This is a genomic window from Pseudomonas sp. GX19020 (genome assembly GCF_023371075.1).
GTDB lineage: Bacteria > Pseudomonadota > Alphaproteobacteria > Rhodobacterales > Rhodobacteraceae > Pseudogemmobacter.
In genome coordinates this window covers 206163-223320 of sequence record NZ_JAMCCR010000003.1, presented here as the reverse complement: position 1 = coordinate 223320, position 17158 = coordinate 206163, and the positions used below count along the sequence as shown (strand labels likewise).

Here is a 17158-nt window from a genome sequence, read left to right as displayed (position 1 = left end):
GAAAGGCGACAACCACCTTCACCCCGCTGTTGCAATCGACGGTTAGGGAACAGGGCGCAACGACCTGAGGTGCTGCCATGTCCCCCCGCCTTCTTTCCGCAGTTTCTGTTTTCGCCCTGCTGGCCAGCCCGGCGCTCTCCCAGAGCTTCAACCGCATCGCGTCTTTCCCGGTGATCGCCAATATGGCCGATGGCGAGGACAAATCGCGCGAATCCTCGGCCGAGATCATCTCGGTCTCGAAAGACGGCAACACGCTGATCTATACCGACAGCCCGCTGGGCGGCGTTGGCCTGATCGACATCACCGACGCCAAAGCCCCGAAACCGCTAGGCAATATCGATCTGCATGGCGAGCCGACCACGGCCTATATCATCGGCGACAAGGCCGTGGTGGGCGTCAATACCTCGGAAAGCTATGCCAATCCTTCGGGCCGTCTTGCGATCATCGATATTGCGACGGCAACCGAGACCGGATCCTGCGATCTGGGCGGCCAGCCGGATTCGGTCGCCGTGGCCCCTGATGAGAGCTTTATCGCCGTCGCGATCGAGAATGAGCGCGACGAAGACCTGGGCGATGGCGGGCTGCCGCAAATGCCGGCGGGCTATGTGGTGAAACTGCCGCTGAAAGATGGCGCCCCCGATTGCGCGAATCTGCAAAAGATCGACATGACCGGCCTTGCGAGCGTTGGCGGCGAAGATCCGGAACCGGAATTCGTCGATATCAATGCAGCCGGTGAGATCGTCGTCACGCTGCAGGAAAACAACCATATCGTGGTGATCGGCGCGGACGGCCAGATCGCTTCGCATTTCTCTGCCGGCGAGGTCGTGCTGGAGAACATCGATACCAAAACCGACGGCAAGCTCGACTTCACCACCACAACCGACCCGATCCCGCGCGAACCCGATGGCGTGCAATGGATCGACAATGACCATTTCGCCACCGCCAATGAAGGCGACTGGAAGGGCGGCTCGCGCGGGTTCACGATCTGGAAAAAGGACGGCACGATCGTCTGGGATTCCGGCAACAGCCTTGAACATGCGATCATCGGGATCGGCCATTACCCCGAGAAACGCTCGAAAGCCAAAGGGATCGAGCCGGAGGGCATGGAGTTTGCCCGCTTCGGCGACACGCCCTATCTTTTCGTGCTGTCCGAACGTGGTTCGGTCGCGGCGGTCTATGATGTAACCGATCTTGCAGCCCCGAAACTGACCCAGCTTTTGCCCTCGGGCATCTCGCCCGAAGGCGTCATGGCGATCCCTTCGCGCAACCTGCTGGTCACCGCGAATGAGGCCGATCTGGGCGAAGACGGTGCCGCGCGGGCGCATGTGATGATCTATGAGCGGAGCGATGCCGCGCCCGCCTATCCGATGCTGACCTCTGCCGGGGCGGAGACGCTGATCGGCTGGGGTGCGCTTGGTGCGCTGGCCTCGGTTGAGGGCGTCGAAGGCCGTCTCTTTGCCGCCTCCGACAGTGTCTACAGCGCGATGCCCTCGATTTACGAGATCGACATCACCTCAAAGCCCGCGAAGATCATCGCCCAGACCGTGGTGACGCGCGGCGGCCAGCCGGCGCAGAAGCTTGATATCGAAGGGCTGACCTCGGATGGCGAAGGCGGGTTCTGGCTGGCGAATGAGGGGAATGCCGAGAAGCTGGTGCCTCATGCGATCCTGCGCGTGAATGCGAAAGGCGAGATCAGGGAAGAGATCTCGCTGCCGGTTGAATTGCTGGCGCATCAGACCCGCTTCGGCGCTGAAGGGATCGCGAAAGTCGGCAATGTGCTCTGGGTCGCGATGCAGCGCGAATGGGGCGATGACCCGAAGGGTCAGGCAAAGCTGCTGGCCTATGACCTTGACGCAAAAGAATGGAGCGCCGTCGCTTATCCGCTGGAGCCAAAGGGCGAGGGCTGGATGGGGCTGTCGGAACTGACCGTCCATGGCGATCATGCCTATGTCATCGAACGCGACAATCTGATCGGCGATGCGGCGGTGGTGAAAAAGATCTTCCGCGTGAAACTGGCCGATCTGAAGCCGGTGAAACTGGGCGAGACCCTGCCCGTCATCGCCAAGGAAGAGGTTCGCGACCTGATCCCCGAGCTGAAATCGTTGACCAATGGCTATGTGGTCGACAAGGTCGAGGGTCTGGCATTCGATCACGAGGGCAATGCCTGGATCGTCACCGATAATGACGGCGTCGATGACAGTTCGGGCGAGACCCTGTTCTGGAACGCCGGCAAGCTCTGACCAGCCGCTTCTTTCACTGATAAAAGGCCGGGCTCCACCCGGCCTTTTCCTGTTCTGCGCCAGCCCACGTGGCAGAAATCCCCCCTTGCGGAGGGTCTTATGCCAACGGATCCTACGGCGGTTCTGCCCTTTCCTGTCAGGTATCATGTCGTCGCAGCCCCGCACCACCCGCAGCCTTGAACGCCGTATGGGCACAAGGGTGCGCTCTGCCCTGCCCTATGGCCTCGCAGAGCTGGTGATGTTCGTGCTGAAACAGGGTTGGGCCTGCCTGTTTGGCGGGTTGTTGCTGGTGGCGATCCTGGTCAGCCGCGCGGTCTGGCACCCCGACTGGGCGCTGGCGCGATACGATTTCCTGTTTCTCTTCGCGATTGCCACCCAGGCCCTGTTTCTCTGGACCAGGCTCGAGACCTGGGACGAGGCGCGCGTTATCCTCCTCTTCCACCTGACCGGCACCGCGATGGAATGGTTCAAGGTCGGCGCCGGGTCATGGGCCTATCCCGAAGCGGGGCTGCTGAAGCTGATGGGCGTGCCGCTGTTCTCGGGTTTCATGTATGCGGCGGTGGGCAGCTATATGGTCCGGGTGATCCGCATTTTTGAGATGCGCTTTGCCCCCTATCCACGGTTCTGGATGACCTGGATACTGGCGGGCGCGATCTATGTGAATTTCTTCAGCCATCACGTCCTGCCCGATATCCGTGTCATCCTGTTTGCCGCCACGGTGCTTTTGTTCGGCCGCACCCGGATCTGGTTCCGCATCTCGGACCGGGACTGGTGGATGCCCCTGCCGGTTGCCGCCTTCCTGTCATCACTGGCGCTGTGGATCGCCGAGAATATCGGTACCCTGACCGGCACATGGCTTTATGCCGGGCAGCGGCCGGAGCATCTCGTCAGCTTTGCCAAGATCGGGTCCTGGTATCTGTTGCTCTATGTGGCCTTTGTGACGGTCTCGCTGGTCAGCCGCGAGGCGCTTTACCCGCCCTGGCGTCCGCTGCCCCGCGCCACAAACCGGGATGCGATCAGATCAGCCCGCGCCACAACAGAAAGCCCACAAACCCCGCTGCAACCACAATCAGCGAGAAGGCAATCGAGGTAAGCACACTGCCGCGCCCCCGGCGCCCCTCTCCCCGCGCCAGCGGCGAGAGGTAGCGCAGACAGATATCGTAATCTCGGGCGACAGAGCCCTCATCAATCTGCGCATGCAGTCTTGGATTTTGGGTCATATCCGCCGCCTGGGCGAGCGCCGCTGCCGATTTGCGAACGCGGCGCGGCAATCTGCGCCCGGCATGACGCAGCTTCTGATCGAAATCGCGCCCACGCGCGCCGACCCGCTCGACGAGCAGCTCTTCGACCCTGCCGGCCATCTGGCGGATGGTGACCGCGCTCATGATCTGTCCTCACAATCTGCGGAAACTATCCGTTTTACCGGCGGTTTTCGCAACAGCTCTGGTTCGGGACAATTCGTTTCGATATGGAAACGTTCATGCTTGCAACAGTCCATCACCCCGCTTCCGCCCCGGATGGCTCTGTGCCGCTCCTGATTGTGCATGGCCTGTTTGGCTCGGCGCGCAACTGGGGCGCGATTGCACGCCGGCTGGCCGACCGGCGCGATGTGGTGGCGGTGGACATGCGCAACCACGGCGAAAGCCCGCGCGCCGGCGTACAGGATTACCCGTCCATGGCAGGGGATCTTGCCGAAGTGATTGAAAGCCTTGGCGGCAAGGTCGATCTTCTGGGCCATTCGATGGGCGGCAAGGCGGCGATGCAGCTGGCGCTGACGCAGGGCGCACTGATCCGCCGCCTGATCGTCGCCGATATTGCGCCGGTCGCTTACACTCACGATCAAAGCCCGCATATCCACGCAATGCGGGGGCTGGATCTGACCGGCCTTACCTCACGCGGCGAGGCCGACCGGCGGCTCCAGGCGCTTGTCGGTGACCCGGCCTTGCGGGCGTTTTTCCTGCAATCTCTGGATCTCAAGGCGGCAGGCGGGCCGGTATGGCGGCTCAACCTCGATGTCCTCGAACGCGATATGCCAAAGATCATCGGCTGGCCGGGGACGGAAGGCCATTTCGACGGCCCGACCCTGTTCCTGACCGGCGCCGAGAGCCATTACGTTCGCCCCGAACATCGCGAAACGATCCGCGCGCTGTTTCCGCATGCGCGTTTCGCAAAGCTGCCCGGCGCCGGCCATTGGCTCCATGCCGAAAAGCCGCGTGAATTCGAAGAAACGGTCCGCGTCTTCCTGAACGCCTGACCCCGGGTCAGAGATCGGGTTCCGGATCTGCCGCAACCGGGGGCGCAACCGGCACCCAGAACGGCGGCATCGCGCTGAGCGCGGCCCAAAGCCCGGTTGCGCGTTTCAGCGCTGCCGTGACCTCTGTGCGCTCGCCCTCGCGCCCCTTTTGCCGCGCATTGGCGAGGTCATTCAGGAGGCCCAGCTCGTCCTGCAATTCCTGCATCCGGGCAAGGAACAGCTGCCAGCCTTCCGCCGGCCAGAAATCCTGAAAAAACTCGCCCAGATAGCGCAGGGTCTTAAGATCCTTGCGAAAATCATGCCGCGCGACCTCTTCCATCTTCGCGGGGTCATCGCCATGGCTGCGCGCGGCGCGCCAGGCATCCCCCATCACCAGCGCGGCGAGCAGGCGCACCGGCGCGGCCCGCACGATCTGACTGCGGCGGTTCTGTTTGAACAGCTCTTGCGAGCCGTAAAGCTTCAAAAGCCCAGGCGCGAAACCGACCGCCTTGCTGTCGCGCAACATCTTCCGGGTCTTGCGGCGGATCTCCAGCGTGCGGCGCCCGAGCGCTTCGCTGTTCCCGGGATGCGAGGCCAGGAAGACATCGGCATCGCGCACTTCGCCAAGCGCACGAAACAGCCGTTTTGCTGCTGACCGCACCTTCCCCGCCTGTTTGCGCCTGAGGATCGGCGCGAAAGCATCCAGCGCCGTCGTCAGCCGGCGCAGCGCGACACGGGCCTTATGCGGGCCGCTTTCGTCTTCGGTTTCCAGAAAAACCGCCAGTTGGCGGTCGAGCGCGGCACAGCAGCCGATGATCAGCTGGCCAAGGGCGTCCTCGCAGCTGGTATCCGGCGAGAGGACGGGCATGGGCGTTGCAGCTTCAGTCACATCAATCCCCAGGGGCATATGCCCGCCTTATATCCCGGCGATGAGGATCGCCTGCGTGAAGTTTTTGTAACAATGCCGCAAATCTGGGGGCGAGATCCGGCGCGTGGTCAGTACCTCGGCCGGGCGCGGCTGCGATTGTCCCGTGCGCCACGGAATCCCCCATGCCGATACCGACCTCGCCATAGCGCTCGCTGATCCCCGGACCGATGCGGTCTGTCTCTCGGCCACAAATGAAAGACATCGCGACAAGGCCATAGCGGTCGCTGATGCGGCAGAGATGGTCAGGGTGGCGCGCGCGGCCGGGGTCACTTTCGCCACCAACCACAATCTGTGCTGTTCGGGCAGCTATCGCGCCTTCCCGGCGCCTGGTTGCCTGAATTCCGTGCTGCGTGCCCCAGGTGCGCGCATGGGCAGGAGCGCCATCCGCCCGGGCACACATGCTGCACCTGAGCGCGGCTGGCGATAAGTCTCGCGTCCATTGGATCGACCGGCGCGCGCGGGACAGGCTGATCAAAGTGGCGCTGGGCACCTTTGTCAGCCGATCCGCGAAGGATGCGCGTGCCGCAAGCAGGCCGATTGTCCGCCGCGCCGATTTTGGCGACGAGATCTGGTTGCACTTTTCAAACATTTACCTCGATCTTCGCGGGCAGTGCACCACAAACTTCGACACAAATAGCAACCTTAGCTTTGAATTCGGGGTGCCTGTCCTGGCGGTCGGCAACAGGCGATCACAACCCGCAATAATGGCGGGCTGGTGATCGCCCAGGTTTCGCGGAGAGCCACTGCCGTGCCCATGCGCCCGTATGATATCTGCGTGCCGGGGTAACTGGTCGATCTGGTTGTGCTGGATGCGCATCTGCGCCTGACCACGGAAACCGATTCCGTCGCGGCGATTTCCGGCCAGACCCTGCGCTCCTGAGAGAGCTTTACCCGAGCCGAACACGGCATCGAAAAAGTCATCGCGCGCCGCGATGGATCTGAAGGGTGGCCATACCCCCAATCTCGGTTTCGACATTTCCGCCATGGTGCCGCGTATCCTGCTGGAAGAAGGTCAGCCTCAGGCAGTACCCCGGGCGAATGCAAAAGGTGCGGTGGGCGGCATGTCCCTGATCGGCTCCGGCTCCAACGCCCTTGGCTATGGCCCTTCATCGCAGCAAATCATCTATTTCCAGGGCGGGGGGCCGACATGTCGGTCCTGTCCTTCCCCGAGGTGGCAATGTCAGTGACAGACCCCGCCCGCGACATCCCCCCACGAGCAGAGGGCGGGTCCAAGTTGAGGAAAACACGAAACGCATGCCGCGGTTGCTCCCAGGCACCAGGCCGAGGGGATTGCAGCCAAGAGCGCGGTGCATCTGACCCGCAATCGGCCGATATTCCGGATCCGGCTCGACATTCCGGCAAAGCGACCTGTTTCAGCGCCGATATGCTGGCGCAACTTGTCACCCATCTCGACGCCATCGGGACAAGCGAGGCGCGCCTCTCGCTGGTCATCGCAACACCGGACAATGCTTCTGCTTGGGAACCAATATCACCGGCTGGGGCGGGCTCATCCTCCGGGACTTCGCCCGGCATTGGGTGTGAATTGGGCATGGGCATTTCGACTGACTGGTGCGACTGGCGCAGCCGACGATTGCCGTGATGGCGGAGCATGCCTTTGGCCGCGGGCTGGCGCTGAAGGCCGCCTGTGAGATCCGCGTGACAATGCTGGGTGCCATGATTGCCCTGCCGAAAAACGGCATCAGCATGGTGCCGGGCAGGCCGGAAACGCAGCAGTTCGCGAGACAGCTGTCGGAACCGGCCCTGTGAGAAATATCACTTTTCGGATGCCCTATGCTTCGGAGCTGCCATATAACCCGGAGCTAATTACAGAAATCGTACATAGCCCCGCACCGCCGCGCCCGATCTCGCCAGACAGACGATCCGCGCAGGTCGCGGCTGAAATCAGGGCGCATTGCGAGGCCCCGGGCTCTGCCGCAATCGCTGCCAGTGACGACGCGCGGAACAGTTCGAGTGCCACTCCCCCGCCCATGGCATCCTCGCCAGCCGCCACGCCAAAGGCGGACATGCCAAAACCGGGGCCGCGAAAACGGCCGCTATGGGCCAGAGGAATATCCCCAACCGAAATCGGTGGTCATGCCATCGGCCGTACGCGGGTGAACCGGGTGCGCTTATGCAGTCAGAAATCGACCAGCGGCTGATGCAGGACCTGAAGGCGTGACGGCTCCTCGCCTGCCATCGCGCGGAGCAGCATCTCGCCCATGCTGCGCCCTGCAAGGCGGAGGTCCTCCACCATCGTGTCGATCCGGGGCCGCATCAGATCGAAAATCGCCGAGGCGCGCTTGGCCACGACATCGATCTCGCGCCCGGGCACCAGCCCGCAATCGCTGATCGCGGCCAGGGCGGCCATGGCCGAGACCTCACCCACGCCGATAATGCCATCCGGGCGGTCTGGCTGCGACAGGCGCTGGCGCAGCCAGGCCATGGTCTCGGCCGCAGAAGTGTCGAGGCTGATCGCTTCGGGAATCTCGCAGCTGATGCCCGCCGCCTTTGCCGCCGCCACAGCCCCCCAGCGAAGATGCTGCGCGAAAGAGAAATTCGCCGGTGGCAGCACGATCATCAGGCGTTTGCGGCCCCGGGTGATCAGTCGCTCGACCGCAATGCGGGCAAAGGCCTCGTTGTCGTAATCGACCCAGGGGTGGGGGGTGGAAAACTCGGTGCGGCCATGGCTGACAAAGGGAAAGCCCTGTTCCAGCAGGTAGCGCACCCTCGGGTCAAAGGGTTCGGTCCGGTTGAAAATGACGCCATCGCCCAGCCGCGCCTCGACGATACGGCGGACCGAGGAAAGCCGGTCACTGCCAAGAATATCGGGGAAGATCGTCACGGAATAGCCGGTGCCGGCCAGCGCGTCAGACAGGCCGCCGATCAGTTCATGGGTAAAACCGAGGAATTCATGGTCGAGATTCAGCACCAGCTGCACCACCCGCGTGCGCCCGGTGCGCAGTCTTTGTGCCGCGCGGTCAGGCACATAGCCAAGCCGGTCTGCCGCTGCACGGACCAGATCACGCGTCGAGGCTTTGATCTGCGGATCCAGCGCCAGCGCCCGCGACACGGTGGTGACGGCCAGCCCGGTCTCGGCCGCAATGGTGCGCAGGGTCGGGCGCGCTTTTGCCCGGGCACCGGCGCGGCGCGGCAGCGGATCAGCAGGAATGGACGGGCGGTCGGTCAGGGGCTTCACTCCGGGGCGGGGCTGGGGCGGGCACGCCGCTGCGTGTTGCTGTGGCGTGAGCCCGGAGTATGACAAAAAAATGCAACGATACAACTGAAGAACTGAATCTGAGAAACTTCGCGCTATTTCCGCGCCATAGCACAAAATACGCTTATTTTTCTGCATTGCAGCAATAAGCAGGGGCAGAAAGAAACTATTGACGGACGGCCATATTGTAACGTTTCAATAATCTGTTCCCGCAAGGGGCTTAACATCTGGGAGGATGCGATGAGGAAGATGACAAAGGGGATGGTCTCGGCGCTGGCACTGACCTTCGGCCTCGCCTCAATGGCGGCGGCAGAAGATGTGGAAGTGCTGCACTGGTGGACCGCCGGCGGTGAGGCGGCGGCGCTGAACGTGCTGAAAGAGGATCTTGCCACGCAGGGCATCGGCTGGGTCGACATGCCGGTTGCCGGTGGCGGCGGCGAGGCGGCGATGACCGCGCTTTCGGCGCGTGTGACCGCAGGCGATCCGCCGACCGCGGTGCAGATGCTGGGCTTTGACATCACCGACTGGGCCGAACAGGGCGTGCTCGGCAATCTCGACGCGGTCGCCGGCCCCGAGGGCTGGGACAAGGTGATCCCGGCGGCGCTCCAGGCGTTTTCCAAATATGACGGCCACTGGATCGCGGCGCCGGTCAATGTGCATTCGACCAATTGGGTCTGGATCTCGAAAGCGGCGCTGGACAAGACCGGCCTGAGCGAGCCGACCAATTGGGATGAGCTGATCGCGGTTCTCGACAAGATGAAGGAAAACGGCATCACGCCTCTGGCCCATGGTGGCCAGCCCTGGCAGGATGCGACGATTTTCGACAGCCTCGTGTTGGCCCAGGGCACCGATTTCTACAAGGCGGCCTTTATCGACCTCGACCCCGAAGCGCTTGGCGGCGAGAAGATGGCGGCGGCGTTCGATCACCTGATCAAGCTGCGCAGCTATGTCGATGACAATTTCTCGGGCCGCGACTGGAACCTGGCGTCGGCCATGGTGATCAATGGCGAAGCGGGCATGCAGGTCATGGGCGACTGGGCCAAGGGCGAATTCCTGAAAGCCGGGCAAAAACCGGGCGAGGGCTTTATCTGCATCCGCTTCCCCGGCACGCAAGGCGCGGTGACCTTCAATGCCGACCAGTTCGCGATGTTCAAGGTAAAGGGCGAAGAAAAGGTCAAGGCACAGCTGGCGATGGCCTCGGCCATTGAAAGCCCGACCTTCCAGTCGGCCTTCAACGTGGTCAAGGGCTCGGTCCCGGCGCGCACCGATGTGCCGGATACCGATTTCGATGATTGCGGCAAGAAGGGCATCAGGGATCTCGCCGAAGCCAATACCAACAACACACTGTTTGGATCCATGGCACATGGCTATGGTGCGCCGGCTGCGGTGAAGAACGCGACCTATGACGTGATCACCGCCGTCTTCAATGGCGAATACGCCGATGGTGCCTCTGCCGCCACGGCCCTGAAAGACGCCGTCGCGGCCGCGCAGTAATCAGGCCCGCGTTTCGATCCCGGTGCGGGCGGACAACGCCCGCGCTACAAATTCCTGAACAGGAATTTGCACAAAAATTTACGTAAATTTTTGGCGCGCCCCTGGCGCGACCGCCCCGCAACCGGGGAAAGGGAGAGGAAATGGCATCTGCATCCGAGGCCGATTTCCGCACGAGATTGCAGGACTGGCTGCCGAAGCTGGTTCTCGCCCCATCCGTCGCGGTGACCTTGTTTTTCGTCTACGGCTTCATCCTCTTCACAGTGGTGTTGTCTTTCACCAATTCGAAAATGCTGCCGAGCTGGGATTTCGTCGGCTTTTCCAATTATGTCCGGCTGTTTTCACTGCCGCACTGGCATGTCGCGCTGAAAAACATCGCGATCTTCGCCACGCTTTACATCGTGATCTGCACGGCGATTGGCCTGATGCTGGCGATCTTTCTAGACCAGAAGATCCGGGGCGAAGGCGTTTTGCGCCCGATCTACCTCTACCCGATGGCGCTTTCCTTCATCGTCACCGGCACTGCCTGGAAATGGTTCCTCGACCCCGGCATCGGGCTGGAACATGTCATGCATCAATGGGGCTGGGAGAGCTTTTCCTTCACCTGGATCAAGTCGAACAGCATGGCGATCTATACGATCGTGATCGCGGCGGTCTGGCAGAGTTCGGGCTTTGTGATGGCGATGTTTCTGGCCGGCCTGCGCGGCATCGATAATGAGATCCTGAAAGCCGCACAGATCGACGGCGCCTCGAACTGGCAGCTTTACCGCCGCATCGTGATCCCGCTTCTGCGACCCGCATTTCTCTCCGCCTTCGTCATCCTCGCCCATCTCGCGATCAAGTCCTACGACCTCGTCATCGCCCTGACCGGCGGCGGCCCCGGCCGCGCCACCGAGATGCCGGCGACCTTCATGTATTCCTATACCTTCACCCGCAAAGAGATGGGGGTTGGCGCGTCTTCTGCCGTGATCATGCTGATGACCATAGCCGCGATCATGATCCCCTATCTCTATTCTGAACTGAAGGAGAAGAAGGAATGAGCGTCGCAACCCAGGACACCGCCGTCTCGACCGGGCGCATCACCCGCACCTTCATCTATCTGATCCTGCTCTTGTTCGCGCTGTTTTACCTGCTGCCGCTTTATGTGATGGGGATCAATTCGGTCAAACCGCTGTCGGAAATCACCGGCGGCAATATGATGTCGCTGCCAGAGGTGTGGACGCTGGATCCCTGGCGCTCGGCCTGGTCCACTGCCCAGATCGGCGTGCAGGCGACAGGGCTTAAACCCTACTTCCTGACCTCGATCCTGATGGTGGTGCCGGCGGTCGTGATCTCGACCATGCTCGGCGCTATCAATGGATATATCCTGACGAAATGGCGCTTCAGGGGCGATACGATCATCTTCGGGCTGATGCTGTTTTCCTGCTTCATCCCGTTCCAGATCGTGCTGATCCCGATGGCGCGGGTGCTGGGAATGCTGGGGCTGGCCGGTTCCGTCCAGGGCCTGATCCTCGTTCATGTCGTCTATGGCCTCGGCTTTTCGACGCTTTACTTCCGCAACTATTACGCCGCCTTCCCGACGGAACTGGTGCGCGCGGCGCAGATCGATGGCGCCGGGTTCTTCCGCATCTTCTGGCGCATCATGTTGCCGGTCTCGGGCCCCATCGCGGTGGTCTGCGTGATCTGGCAATTCACCAATATCTGGAATGACTTCCTGTTCGGGGCAAGTTTCGGCGGGACTTCCCAGCCGATGACCGTCGCGCTGAACAACCTCGTGCAAAGCTCGACCGGCGTGAAGGAATACAACGTCCATTTCGCCGCCGCGATCCTTGCCGCCATCCCCACCCTCATCGTCTATATCGTCGCAGGCCGCTATTTCGTGCGCGGTCTGATGGCGGGTTCTGTCAAAGGTTGATGCCATGGGCTTTCTCGACATCAGAAACGTCACCAAGAGCTACGGCGCCGTTAAGGTGCTGCACAGCGTCGACATTGAGGTGCAGGAAGGCGAGTTCCTCGTCCTCGTCGGCCCCTCGGGCTGCGGCAAGTCAACGCTCCTGAACATGATCGCCGGGCTGGAAAGCATCTCGGGCGGCGAGATCGCGATCAGGGACCGGGTGGTCAACGGGGTCCATCCCTCAAAGCGCAATATCGCGATGGTGTTCCAGTCTTACGCGCTCTACCCGAATATGACGGTCGGGCAGAACATCACCTTCGGGCTGGAGATGCACGGGACGCCAAAGCCCGAACGCGACCGCGCGCTGGCCGATGTGGCGAAACTCCTCCAGATCGACCATCTCGTCGACCGCAAGCCCGGCCAGCTTTCCGGCGGTCAGCGCCAGCGCGTCGCCATGGGCCGCGCCCTGGTGCGGGATCCGGATGTCTTCCTCTTTGACGAGCCACTGTCCAATCTCGACGCCAAACTGCGTGTCGATATGCGGACCGAGATCAAAAAGCTGCATCACAAACTGAAACGCACCATCGTCTATGTCACCCATGACCAGATCGAGGCGATGACGCTTTCGACCCGGATAGCGGTGATGAACAAGGGCTATGTGCAGCAGCTCGGCACGCCGAAAGAGATCTATGACAGCCCGGCAAACCTCTTTGTCGCGACCTTCATGGGCTCGCCCGCGATGAACATCATCCCGGCAAAACTGGCGGTGGACCAGGGCCGTGCCTGGGCCGAAATCACCGACTCCGCTGGCAAGCCACTGCGCCTTGGGTTTTCCTCGGGCAATTATGCGGCCTGGGACGGGCGCGATATCCTTCTTGGCATCCGCCCCGAGGCGATCACCGACCCGGAAGGTGCCGACCGCAATTCGCATAATGTGCAGCCCTTGCGCAATATGGTCACCGTGACCGAGCCCGCCGGTGCCGACACTTTCGTGACCATGACCCTTTCGGGCAAAGATGTGATTTCGCGGATGCGTGCGGATGCGGATGTCCACGGCCATCAGGCCTTTGACTTCGCGGTGAATATGGAAAAAGCAGTGGCCTTTGATCCGAAAACCGGAGACCGGATTCAGATATGAGCCCCGTCAGCATCATCATCAGAACCGGTATCGGCAGCGCGACACTCGCAAGGGCCCTGGCGCCTTCGGGGGTCCGGCTGCTGATCTTCGAACGGGCGGGGCTTTAAAGCACTGCGCCAAAAGCGCGTGACCCCGAGGCGATTTTTCGCCTCGGATGTTTCCGCCCCGGTGAGATGTGGACTGATGCGGCCGGGCCAGGTTCAACCCCGACAACTGTGATCACCCCGGCGGCAATTCCAAATTCTGCGGCACACTACTGATGCGCCAGCGCAAGGCCGATTTCGCGCCTTTGCGGCATATCAAGAGGCTGACACCCGGCTGGTCTTTTGCCTGTCAGAATTTGGAAGGTTACGGTTCCATGGCCGCCGCGCTCTGTCAGGTCAGGGGCGCGGCAGACCAAAAGCTATTTCGTGCTTCGCCCCCGAGGAGATCGGCGTGTTTGACCGCCCCCCTGCCGGTCTGCGAGGCTTGGTTGCGCGCCTGCGGCAAAAAGGGCATGCCCTTCAACCCCGATGTGACCGGCGAAGTCCAGGACGGGGTGGACTATCATCAGCTGAAGCAATGAAATATGCAGCGGTCTTCGACCCCGACCGCTTATCTGCGCCCGGCACAGGGGCGAACCAATCTCGCGTTGCGAACCGGGATTCAAATGCTGCGCCAGATGATCGGGCGCAGCCGCGCGGTGGGGGAGAGACCGCAACGTGGTCCTCAGTTCGGGCACCATTGGCTCACCCTGGCTGTTGTGGCTTTCCGGGATCGGCCCGGCCGGTCATCTGCAGCGCCTCGGGATCCAGGTCATGCCGGATCAGCCCGTTTTTGGCGCGGCTCTCCAGGGTCATCCTGCCCTGTTTGTCATCGCGGAATGCAACGGCCCGCATATCTATGACTGCGGTGCAGAACCGCTCTCGTCGGCCCGGGCCGGACCGCAATTCATCCTGACGCAACGCGACCCCGTCGCCTCGTCATTTTACAAGACCGGTGGCGCGCCCGCCCGTTGTTCCGTTCCATCTGGGCCTCGGCTCGGGGATCGAGAGATGGGTTGAGGCCATGCCCAATTGCGGCGTCACGCCGAATTCGGCCTTCCTGCGCGTGTGGCTCGGTAAGGCTGGTCTCGGCCGATCCGCTTAACGCGCCTCTGACAGACCCGTGCATCCGGCCCCCCTCTGACCGCCGGATATCGGTCGAGGAGCCGGAGGTCGCAGGCGACCAAGATTACTTTGACCATGCCTGCCGCATGGGTTCAGACCCGGAGGCGATCATCAACCCGCTGCCTGGCTTCGACGGGATCACGGCGCTCAGGGCGGTCAATGACACGGTGATGCCGCACGTGGTCTTATCAAACGACAATGCTGCCACCATCATGATCGCCGAGAAAGCCGCCGTCATGATTCTCGCCCCCCATGGACTGCAAGGAGCCACCGCATGATCCGCCATATCGTCCTGATCCGGTTTCGCGAGACTGTCAGCGAAGCAGAGATCGCCGCGCTGTTCGCCGGTTTGCATCCGATCCGCGACCAGGTCGCCGGGATCAGCGCGATCCATGCCGGGCGCTCGGAAAGCCCCGAACAGATCGAGCGCGGCTATCTGCATGGTTTCACCATCGACTTCGACACCTGGGCGGCGCTGGCCGCCTATCAGGCCCATCCCGATCACCGCGCCCTTGGCGCGCGGCTGGTCGCGGCGGCGGCTGGCGGACTTGCCGGCATCCTCGTATTCGACCTCGATTGCGGTGCAGGCGCATGATCCCCCTTCCGAGGACTGCCGGCGCGCTGCAGCGCTGAGCACGCAGGAGGCGGTCCTGAACGCCCAGGCAATCCTGACGGCGACAGGAGCGATTTCCGCGATTGGCGTCACGCCTGACATCTCTCACCGCGTTTACTGGCAGCCGGGTTTCATCATGCCCACGGCCGTTCATTCCGCGCGCAGCATTGCCCATTTTGCCTAAGCCTTCCGGCTTGCGGTTCAGCCCGGTCTTCTGGCAGAGCCAGTTTGTGCGCGACCAGACTCGCGAGGAGGTGCGCAGCGCCATAGCCGATCCAGGCTCTGTCCGTCACAATGCTCGGGCGGTCGAATGCAGGGCTTATCGGGCTGGTGATCCGGGTCTCAGGCGCGGGCTGAGGCCCCTTGCCCCTTCCGGGCGGCCATGCTGGTATCCCCCGCACCGGCAAAAGCGCCCGCATTGTCACAGATGCAGGCGCCGCACAGGATCCTGGATCATGACAGAGCTTAACCTGCCCCCCACCCCGCCAGAGGCCAGCGATATTTCCGCCTTTGCCGGGATGATCGGCCTGCGGGTGATCTCGGCCACGGCCACACGGGTCGAGGCCGAACTGACGGTGCGGCCGGATCTTCTGAACCGCAATGGCGTGCTGCATGGCGGCGCGATCATGGCGCTGGCGGATATCCTCGGCGGGCTTGGCACTGTCACCGCGATCCGCCCCGGTCAAAGCACCACCACCGTCGAGAGCAAGACGAATTTCTTCCGCCCTCTGGTACTGGGCGAGGTCGTGCACGCCATCTCTGAGCCGCTCCATCAGGGGCGGCGAACCCAGGTCTGGCAGACTTCGGTCCGGCGCGGCGATGGAAAGCTTGCGGCGCAGATCACCCAGACCCAGATGGTGCTGGAGCCCTGACAGCAGAACACCCGGAGCTTTGCTGCGCCGGGTGTTCTGCCTTGCAAGGCAAAGATGACGAGGTTCTACCGCCCCTCGAATTTAAAGGAATAGGTGCGACCAGCACCGGCGGGGGGCGGGTCAAACGGCGCCGACCGGCGGATGTGATCCAGTGCGACATCATCCAGCTTAGCAGAGCCTGAACTTCTGGAAATGCTCGCTTTGGCGAGGCTGCCATTATCCGCAATGGTGAAGGACACAACTGCCGTGCCGCGATCCCCCCCGGATTTCTTACGGGTGCGGTTCACCTTTTTCATCACCGAGGCGCCGTAATTTTTGGCTGCCGCCTGGCCGCTGCCTGCAGAGGAGGCAGCGGAGGCCTGCTGCTTTGACGCTTTGGTCTCCGCCCGCTCTTCGGTCGCTCTCTTCTTCGGCTTTTCCTTAGCAGGCTCTTTCGGCTTTTCGGCCTTTTTGACCTCTTTCGGCTTTTCTTCCTTCTTCGGCCTTTCCTTCGGCTTCGGCACTTCGACCACCGGTTTTGGCGGCGGTTCCTGGTCGACCTCGGGGGCCATATCCTCGACGATCTCCTGGATCTCAGGCGTCTCGTCCGGCACATCCGGGGCTTCGGTCAGCTCGGGCGTGTCGGGCGCGTCTTCCAGATCGGGCGTCAGCATCTCTTCCGACGCCATCTGATCGGTGACATCCGGGGTCGGCTCAGAGATCGCCTCGATCGCCTGGGCCGGGGGCAACATGACAAGAACCGCCTGCTCTTCCGCCCCGGCCGACATGCCGGCGCTGTCCCAGGTCATCGCCAGTGCACCAATGGCCGAAACCAGCAGTGCCGCGATCGAGGTCGAGGCCAGCCAGCCCATCGCCCGGCTCTTGCCCGCACCGACATGCGAGGGCAGAACGGGGCAGCGGGCCCGGGTGAAAGAGGGCAATTCCTGGGTCATGGCTGAGATCCTTCCGCAGGAGCGGCGGCAGCGGGGGCGCCTTCCAGCCCCACCAGCGCCACTTTCAGATAACCGGCATTCCGGAGTTCATCGAGAATTTCCATCGTTGCACCGTAAGGCAGATCCTTGTCGGCACGGAAAAAGATCGTGGTTTCGCGATTGCCGCCCGTTGCGGCATCCAGCACGGCCCCCAGAGTTCCTCCCGGCACCGGATCATTGCCCAAAGACAACACCCGGTCCAGCCCCAGAGACAGCCAGAGCGGCTCGTCCGGGCGTTCCGTCGGGGTCGAGGTGCTTCCCGGCAGATTGATCGGCACATCGACGGTCGACAGCGGCGCCGCCACCATGAAGACGATCAGCAGAACCAGCATAACGTCGATAAAAGGCGTGACGTTGATTTCCGAAACTTCGGCATCTTCGTCTTCTGATCCGCCACCAACAGAGGTCCCCATGGA

The 17158-nt window shown here is 62.4% G+C and carries 19 protein-coding genes; 14 read left to right on the top strand and 5 right to left on the bottom strand.

Features of this window, described 5'->3' with window-relative positions:
• Positions 1-77: 77 nt before the first annotated feature.
• Together M3484_RS08380 and M3484_RS08375 are read left to right on the top strand one after the other, a co-directional pair.
• A complete protein-coding gene (locus M3484_RS08380) occupies positions 78-2240 on the top strand; it encodes an esterase-like activity of phytase family protein (RefSeq protein WP_249496520.1) in 2163 nt (720 codons plus the stop codon).
• Between the two features lie 145 nt (positions 2241-2385).
• Complete coding sequence (locus M3484_RS08375; RefSeq protein WP_249496519.1) at positions 2386-3333, top strand: DUF817 domain-containing protein; 948 nt, start codon at positions 2386-2388, stop codon at positions 3331-3333.
• On the opposite strand, the gene M3484_RS08370 is transcribed toward M3484_RS08375, so the two are convergent.
• Positions 3257-3625, bottom strand: a complete 369-nt coding sequence (locus M3484_RS08370) for a hypothetical protein (protein WP_092895459.1) — start codon at positions 3623-3625, stop codon at positions 3257-3259. The two genes, M3484_RS08375 and M3484_RS08370, sit on opposite strands and share 77 nt — an antisense overlap.
• Before the next feature lie 95 nt (positions 3626-3720).
• Here M3484_RS08370 and M3484_RS08365 point away from each other — a divergent pair, with 95 nt between their 5' ends.
• Positions 3721-4494 (top strand): alpha/beta fold hydrolase, encoded by a 774-nt coding sequence (locus M3484_RS08365; RefSeq protein WP_249496518.1) that lies wholly within the window; start codon positions 3721-3723, stop codon positions 4492-4494.
• Positions 4495-4501: 7 nt separating this feature from the next.
• Here M3484_RS08365 and M3484_RS08360 read toward each other — a convergent pair whose 3' ends face one another.
• On the bottom strand, positions 4502-5362 hold the full coding sequence (locus tag M3484_RS08360; RefSeq protein WP_249496517.1) for a CHAD domain-containing protein: 861 nt from the start codon (positions 5360-5362) through the stop codon (positions 4502-4504).
• A gap of 437 nt (positions 5363-5799) precedes the next feature.
• Between M3484_RS08360 and M3484_RS08355 the strand changes: the two genes are divergently transcribed.
• Positions 5800-6120, top strand: coding sequence for a hypothetical protein (locus tag M3484_RS08355; protein WP_249496516.1), 321 nt, complete (start codon positions 5800-5802; stop codon positions 6118-6120).
• Positions 6121-7000: 880 nt separating this feature from the next.
• A complete protein-coding gene (locus M3484_RS08350; RefSeq protein WP_249496515.1) occupies positions 7001-7168 on the top strand; it encodes a hypothetical protein in 168 nt (55 codons plus the stop codon).
• Positions 7169-7538: 370 nt separating this feature from the next.
• Here the strand turns inward: M3484_RS08350 and M3484_RS08345 are convergent, their stop codons facing one another.
• A complete protein-coding gene (locus tag M3484_RS08345) occupies positions 7539-8597 on the bottom strand; it encodes a LacI family transcriptional regulator (protein ID WP_216279306.1) in 1059 nt (352 codons plus the stop codon).
• A 258-nt stretch (positions 8598-8855) separates the two neighbouring features.
• Here M3484_RS08345 and M3484_RS08340 point away from each other — a divergent pair, with 258 nt between their 5' ends.
• From M3484_RS08340 to M3484_RS08305, 9 genes are all read left to right on the top strand, one after another.
• Positions 8856-10109, top strand: coding sequence for an ABC transporter substrate-binding protein (locus M3484_RS08340; protein WP_249496514.1), 1254 nt, complete (start codon positions 8856-8858; stop codon positions 10107-10109).
• A gap of 140 nt (positions 10110-10249) precedes the next feature.
• Positions 10250-11146 (top strand): carbohydrate ABC transporter permease, encoded by an 897-nt coding sequence (locus tag M3484_RS08335; protein ID WP_092895445.1) that lies wholly within the window; start codon positions 10250-10252, stop codon positions 11144-11146.
• Positions 11143-12021: a carbohydrate ABC transporter permease gene (locus tag M3484_RS08330; RefSeq protein ID WP_249496513.1), complete on the top strand. Its 879-nt coding sequence runs from the start codon at positions 11143-11145 to the stop codon at positions 12019-12021. The genes M3484_RS08335 and M3484_RS08330 overlap by 4 nt, the downstream gene beginning before the upstream one ends.
• 4 nt (positions 12022-12025) lie before the next feature.
• Positions 12026-13138, top strand: a complete 1113-nt coding sequence (locus M3484_RS08325) for an ABC transporter ATP-binding protein (RefSeq protein WP_249496512.1) — start codon at positions 12026-12028, stop codon at positions 13136-13138.
• 439 nt (positions 13139-13577) lie between these two features.
• On the top strand, positions 13578-13703 hold the full coding sequence (locus tag M3484_RS23615; protein WP_283258365.1) for a hypothetical protein: 126 nt from the start codon (positions 13578-13580) through the stop codon (positions 13701-13703).
• A 136-nt stretch (positions 13704-13839) separates the two neighbouring features.
• The gene (locus M3484_RS08320) at positions 13840-14181 is read left to right on the top strand and encodes a GMC family oxidoreductase N-terminal domain-containing protein (RefSeq protein WP_249496511.1); all 342 of its coding nucleotides are present in this window, start codon (positions 13840-13842) and stop codon (positions 14179-14181) included.
• Between the two features lie 191 nt (positions 14182-14372).
• Positions 14373-14564 (top strand): hypothetical protein, encoded by a 192-nt coding sequence (locus M3484_RS08315; RefSeq protein ID WP_249496510.1) that lies wholly within the window; start codon positions 14373-14375, stop codon positions 14562-14564.
• Positions 14561-14881: a Dabb family protein gene (locus tag M3484_RS08310; protein ID WP_249496509.1), complete on the top strand. Its 321-nt coding sequence runs from the start codon at positions 14561-14563 to the stop codon at positions 14879-14881. The genes M3484_RS08315 and M3484_RS08310 overlap by 4 nt, the downstream gene beginning before the upstream one ends.
• A 473-nt stretch (positions 14882-15354) precedes the next feature.
• On the top strand, positions 15355-15771 hold the full coding sequence (locus M3484_RS08305) for a PaaI family thioesterase (protein ID WP_249496508.1): 417 nt from the start codon (positions 15355-15357) through the stop codon (positions 15769-15771).
• A gap of 65 nt (positions 15772-15836) precedes the next feature.
• Here M3484_RS08305 and M3484_RS08300 read toward each other — a convergent pair whose 3' ends face one another.
• A complete protein-coding gene (locus M3484_RS08300; RefSeq protein ID WP_249496507.1) occupies positions 15837-16703 on the bottom strand; it encodes an energy transducer TonB family protein in 867 nt (288 codons plus the stop codon).
• On the bottom strand, positions 16700-17155 hold the full coding sequence (gene exbD, locus M3484_RS08295; protein WP_092895429.1) for a TonB system transport protein ExbD: 456 nt from the start codon (positions 17153-17155) through the stop codon (positions 16700-16702). Before exbD ends, M3484_RS08300 begins: the two co-directional genes overlap by 4 nt.
• Positions 17156-17158 lie beyond the last annotated feature (3 nt).

Excerpts from the sequence above, each read along its gene's own strand:
- M3484_RS08380 (WP_249496520.1), top strand. The coding sequence starts at position 78 with ATGTCCCCCCGCCTTCTTTCCGCAGTTTCTGTTTTCGCCCTGCTGGCC.
- M3484_RS08375 (WP_249496519.1), top strand. The coding sequence starts at position 2,386 with ATGTCGTCGCAGCCCCGCACCACCCGCAGCCTTGAACGCCGTATGGGC.
- M3484_RS08370 (WP_092895459.1), bottom strand. The coding sequence starts at position 3,625 with ATGAGCGCGGTCACCATCCGCCAGATGGCCGGCAGGGTCGAAGAGCTG.
- M3484_RS08365 (WP_249496518.1), top strand. The coding sequence starts at position 3,721 with ATGCTTGCAACAGTCCATCACCCCGCTTCCGCCCCGGATGGCTCTGTG.
- M3484_RS08355 (WP_249496516.1), top strand. The coding sequence starts at position 5,800 with ATGCTGCACCTGAGCGCGGCTGGCGATAAGTCTCGCGTCCATTGGATC.
- M3484_RS08350 (WP_249496515.1), top strand. The coding sequence starts at position 7,001 with ATGGCGGAGCATGCCTTTGGCCGCGGGCTGGCGCTGAAGGCCGCCTGT.
- M3484_RS08340 (WP_249496514.1), top strand. The coding sequence starts at position 8,856 with ATGAGGAAGATGACAAAGGGGATGGTCTCGGCGCTGGCACTGACCTTC.
- M3484_RS08335 (WP_092895445.1), top strand. The coding sequence starts at position 10,250 with ATGGCATCTGCATCCGAGGCCGATTTCCGCACGAGATTGCAGGACTGG.
- M3484_RS08330 (WP_249496513.1), top strand. The coding sequence starts at position 11,143 with ATGAGCGTCGCAACCCAGGACACCGCCGTCTCGACCGGGCGCATCACC.
- M3484_RS08325 (WP_249496512.1), top strand. The coding sequence starts at position 12,026 with ATGGGCTTTCTCGACATCAGAAACGTCACCAAGAGCTACGGCGCCGTT.
- M3484_RS08315 (WP_249496510.1), top strand. The coding sequence starts at position 14,373 with ATGGGTTCAGACCCGGAGGCGATCATCAACCCGCTGCCTGGCTTCGAC.
- M3484_RS08310 (WP_249496509.1), top strand. The coding sequence starts at position 14,561 with ATGATCCGCCATATCGTCCTGATCCGGTTTCGCGAGACTGTCAGCGAA.
- M3484_RS08305 (WP_249496508.1), top strand. The coding sequence starts at position 15,355 with ATGACAGAGCTTAACCTGCCCCCCACCCCGCCAGAGGCCAGCGATATT.
- M3484_RS08300 (WP_249496507.1), bottom strand. The coding sequence starts at position 16,703 with ATGACCCAGGAATTGCCCTCTTTCACCCGGGCCCGCTGCCCCGTTCTG.
- exbD (WP_092895429.1), bottom strand. The coding sequence starts at position 17,155 with ATGGGGACCTCTGTTGGTGGCGGATCAGAAGACGAAGATGCCGAAGTT.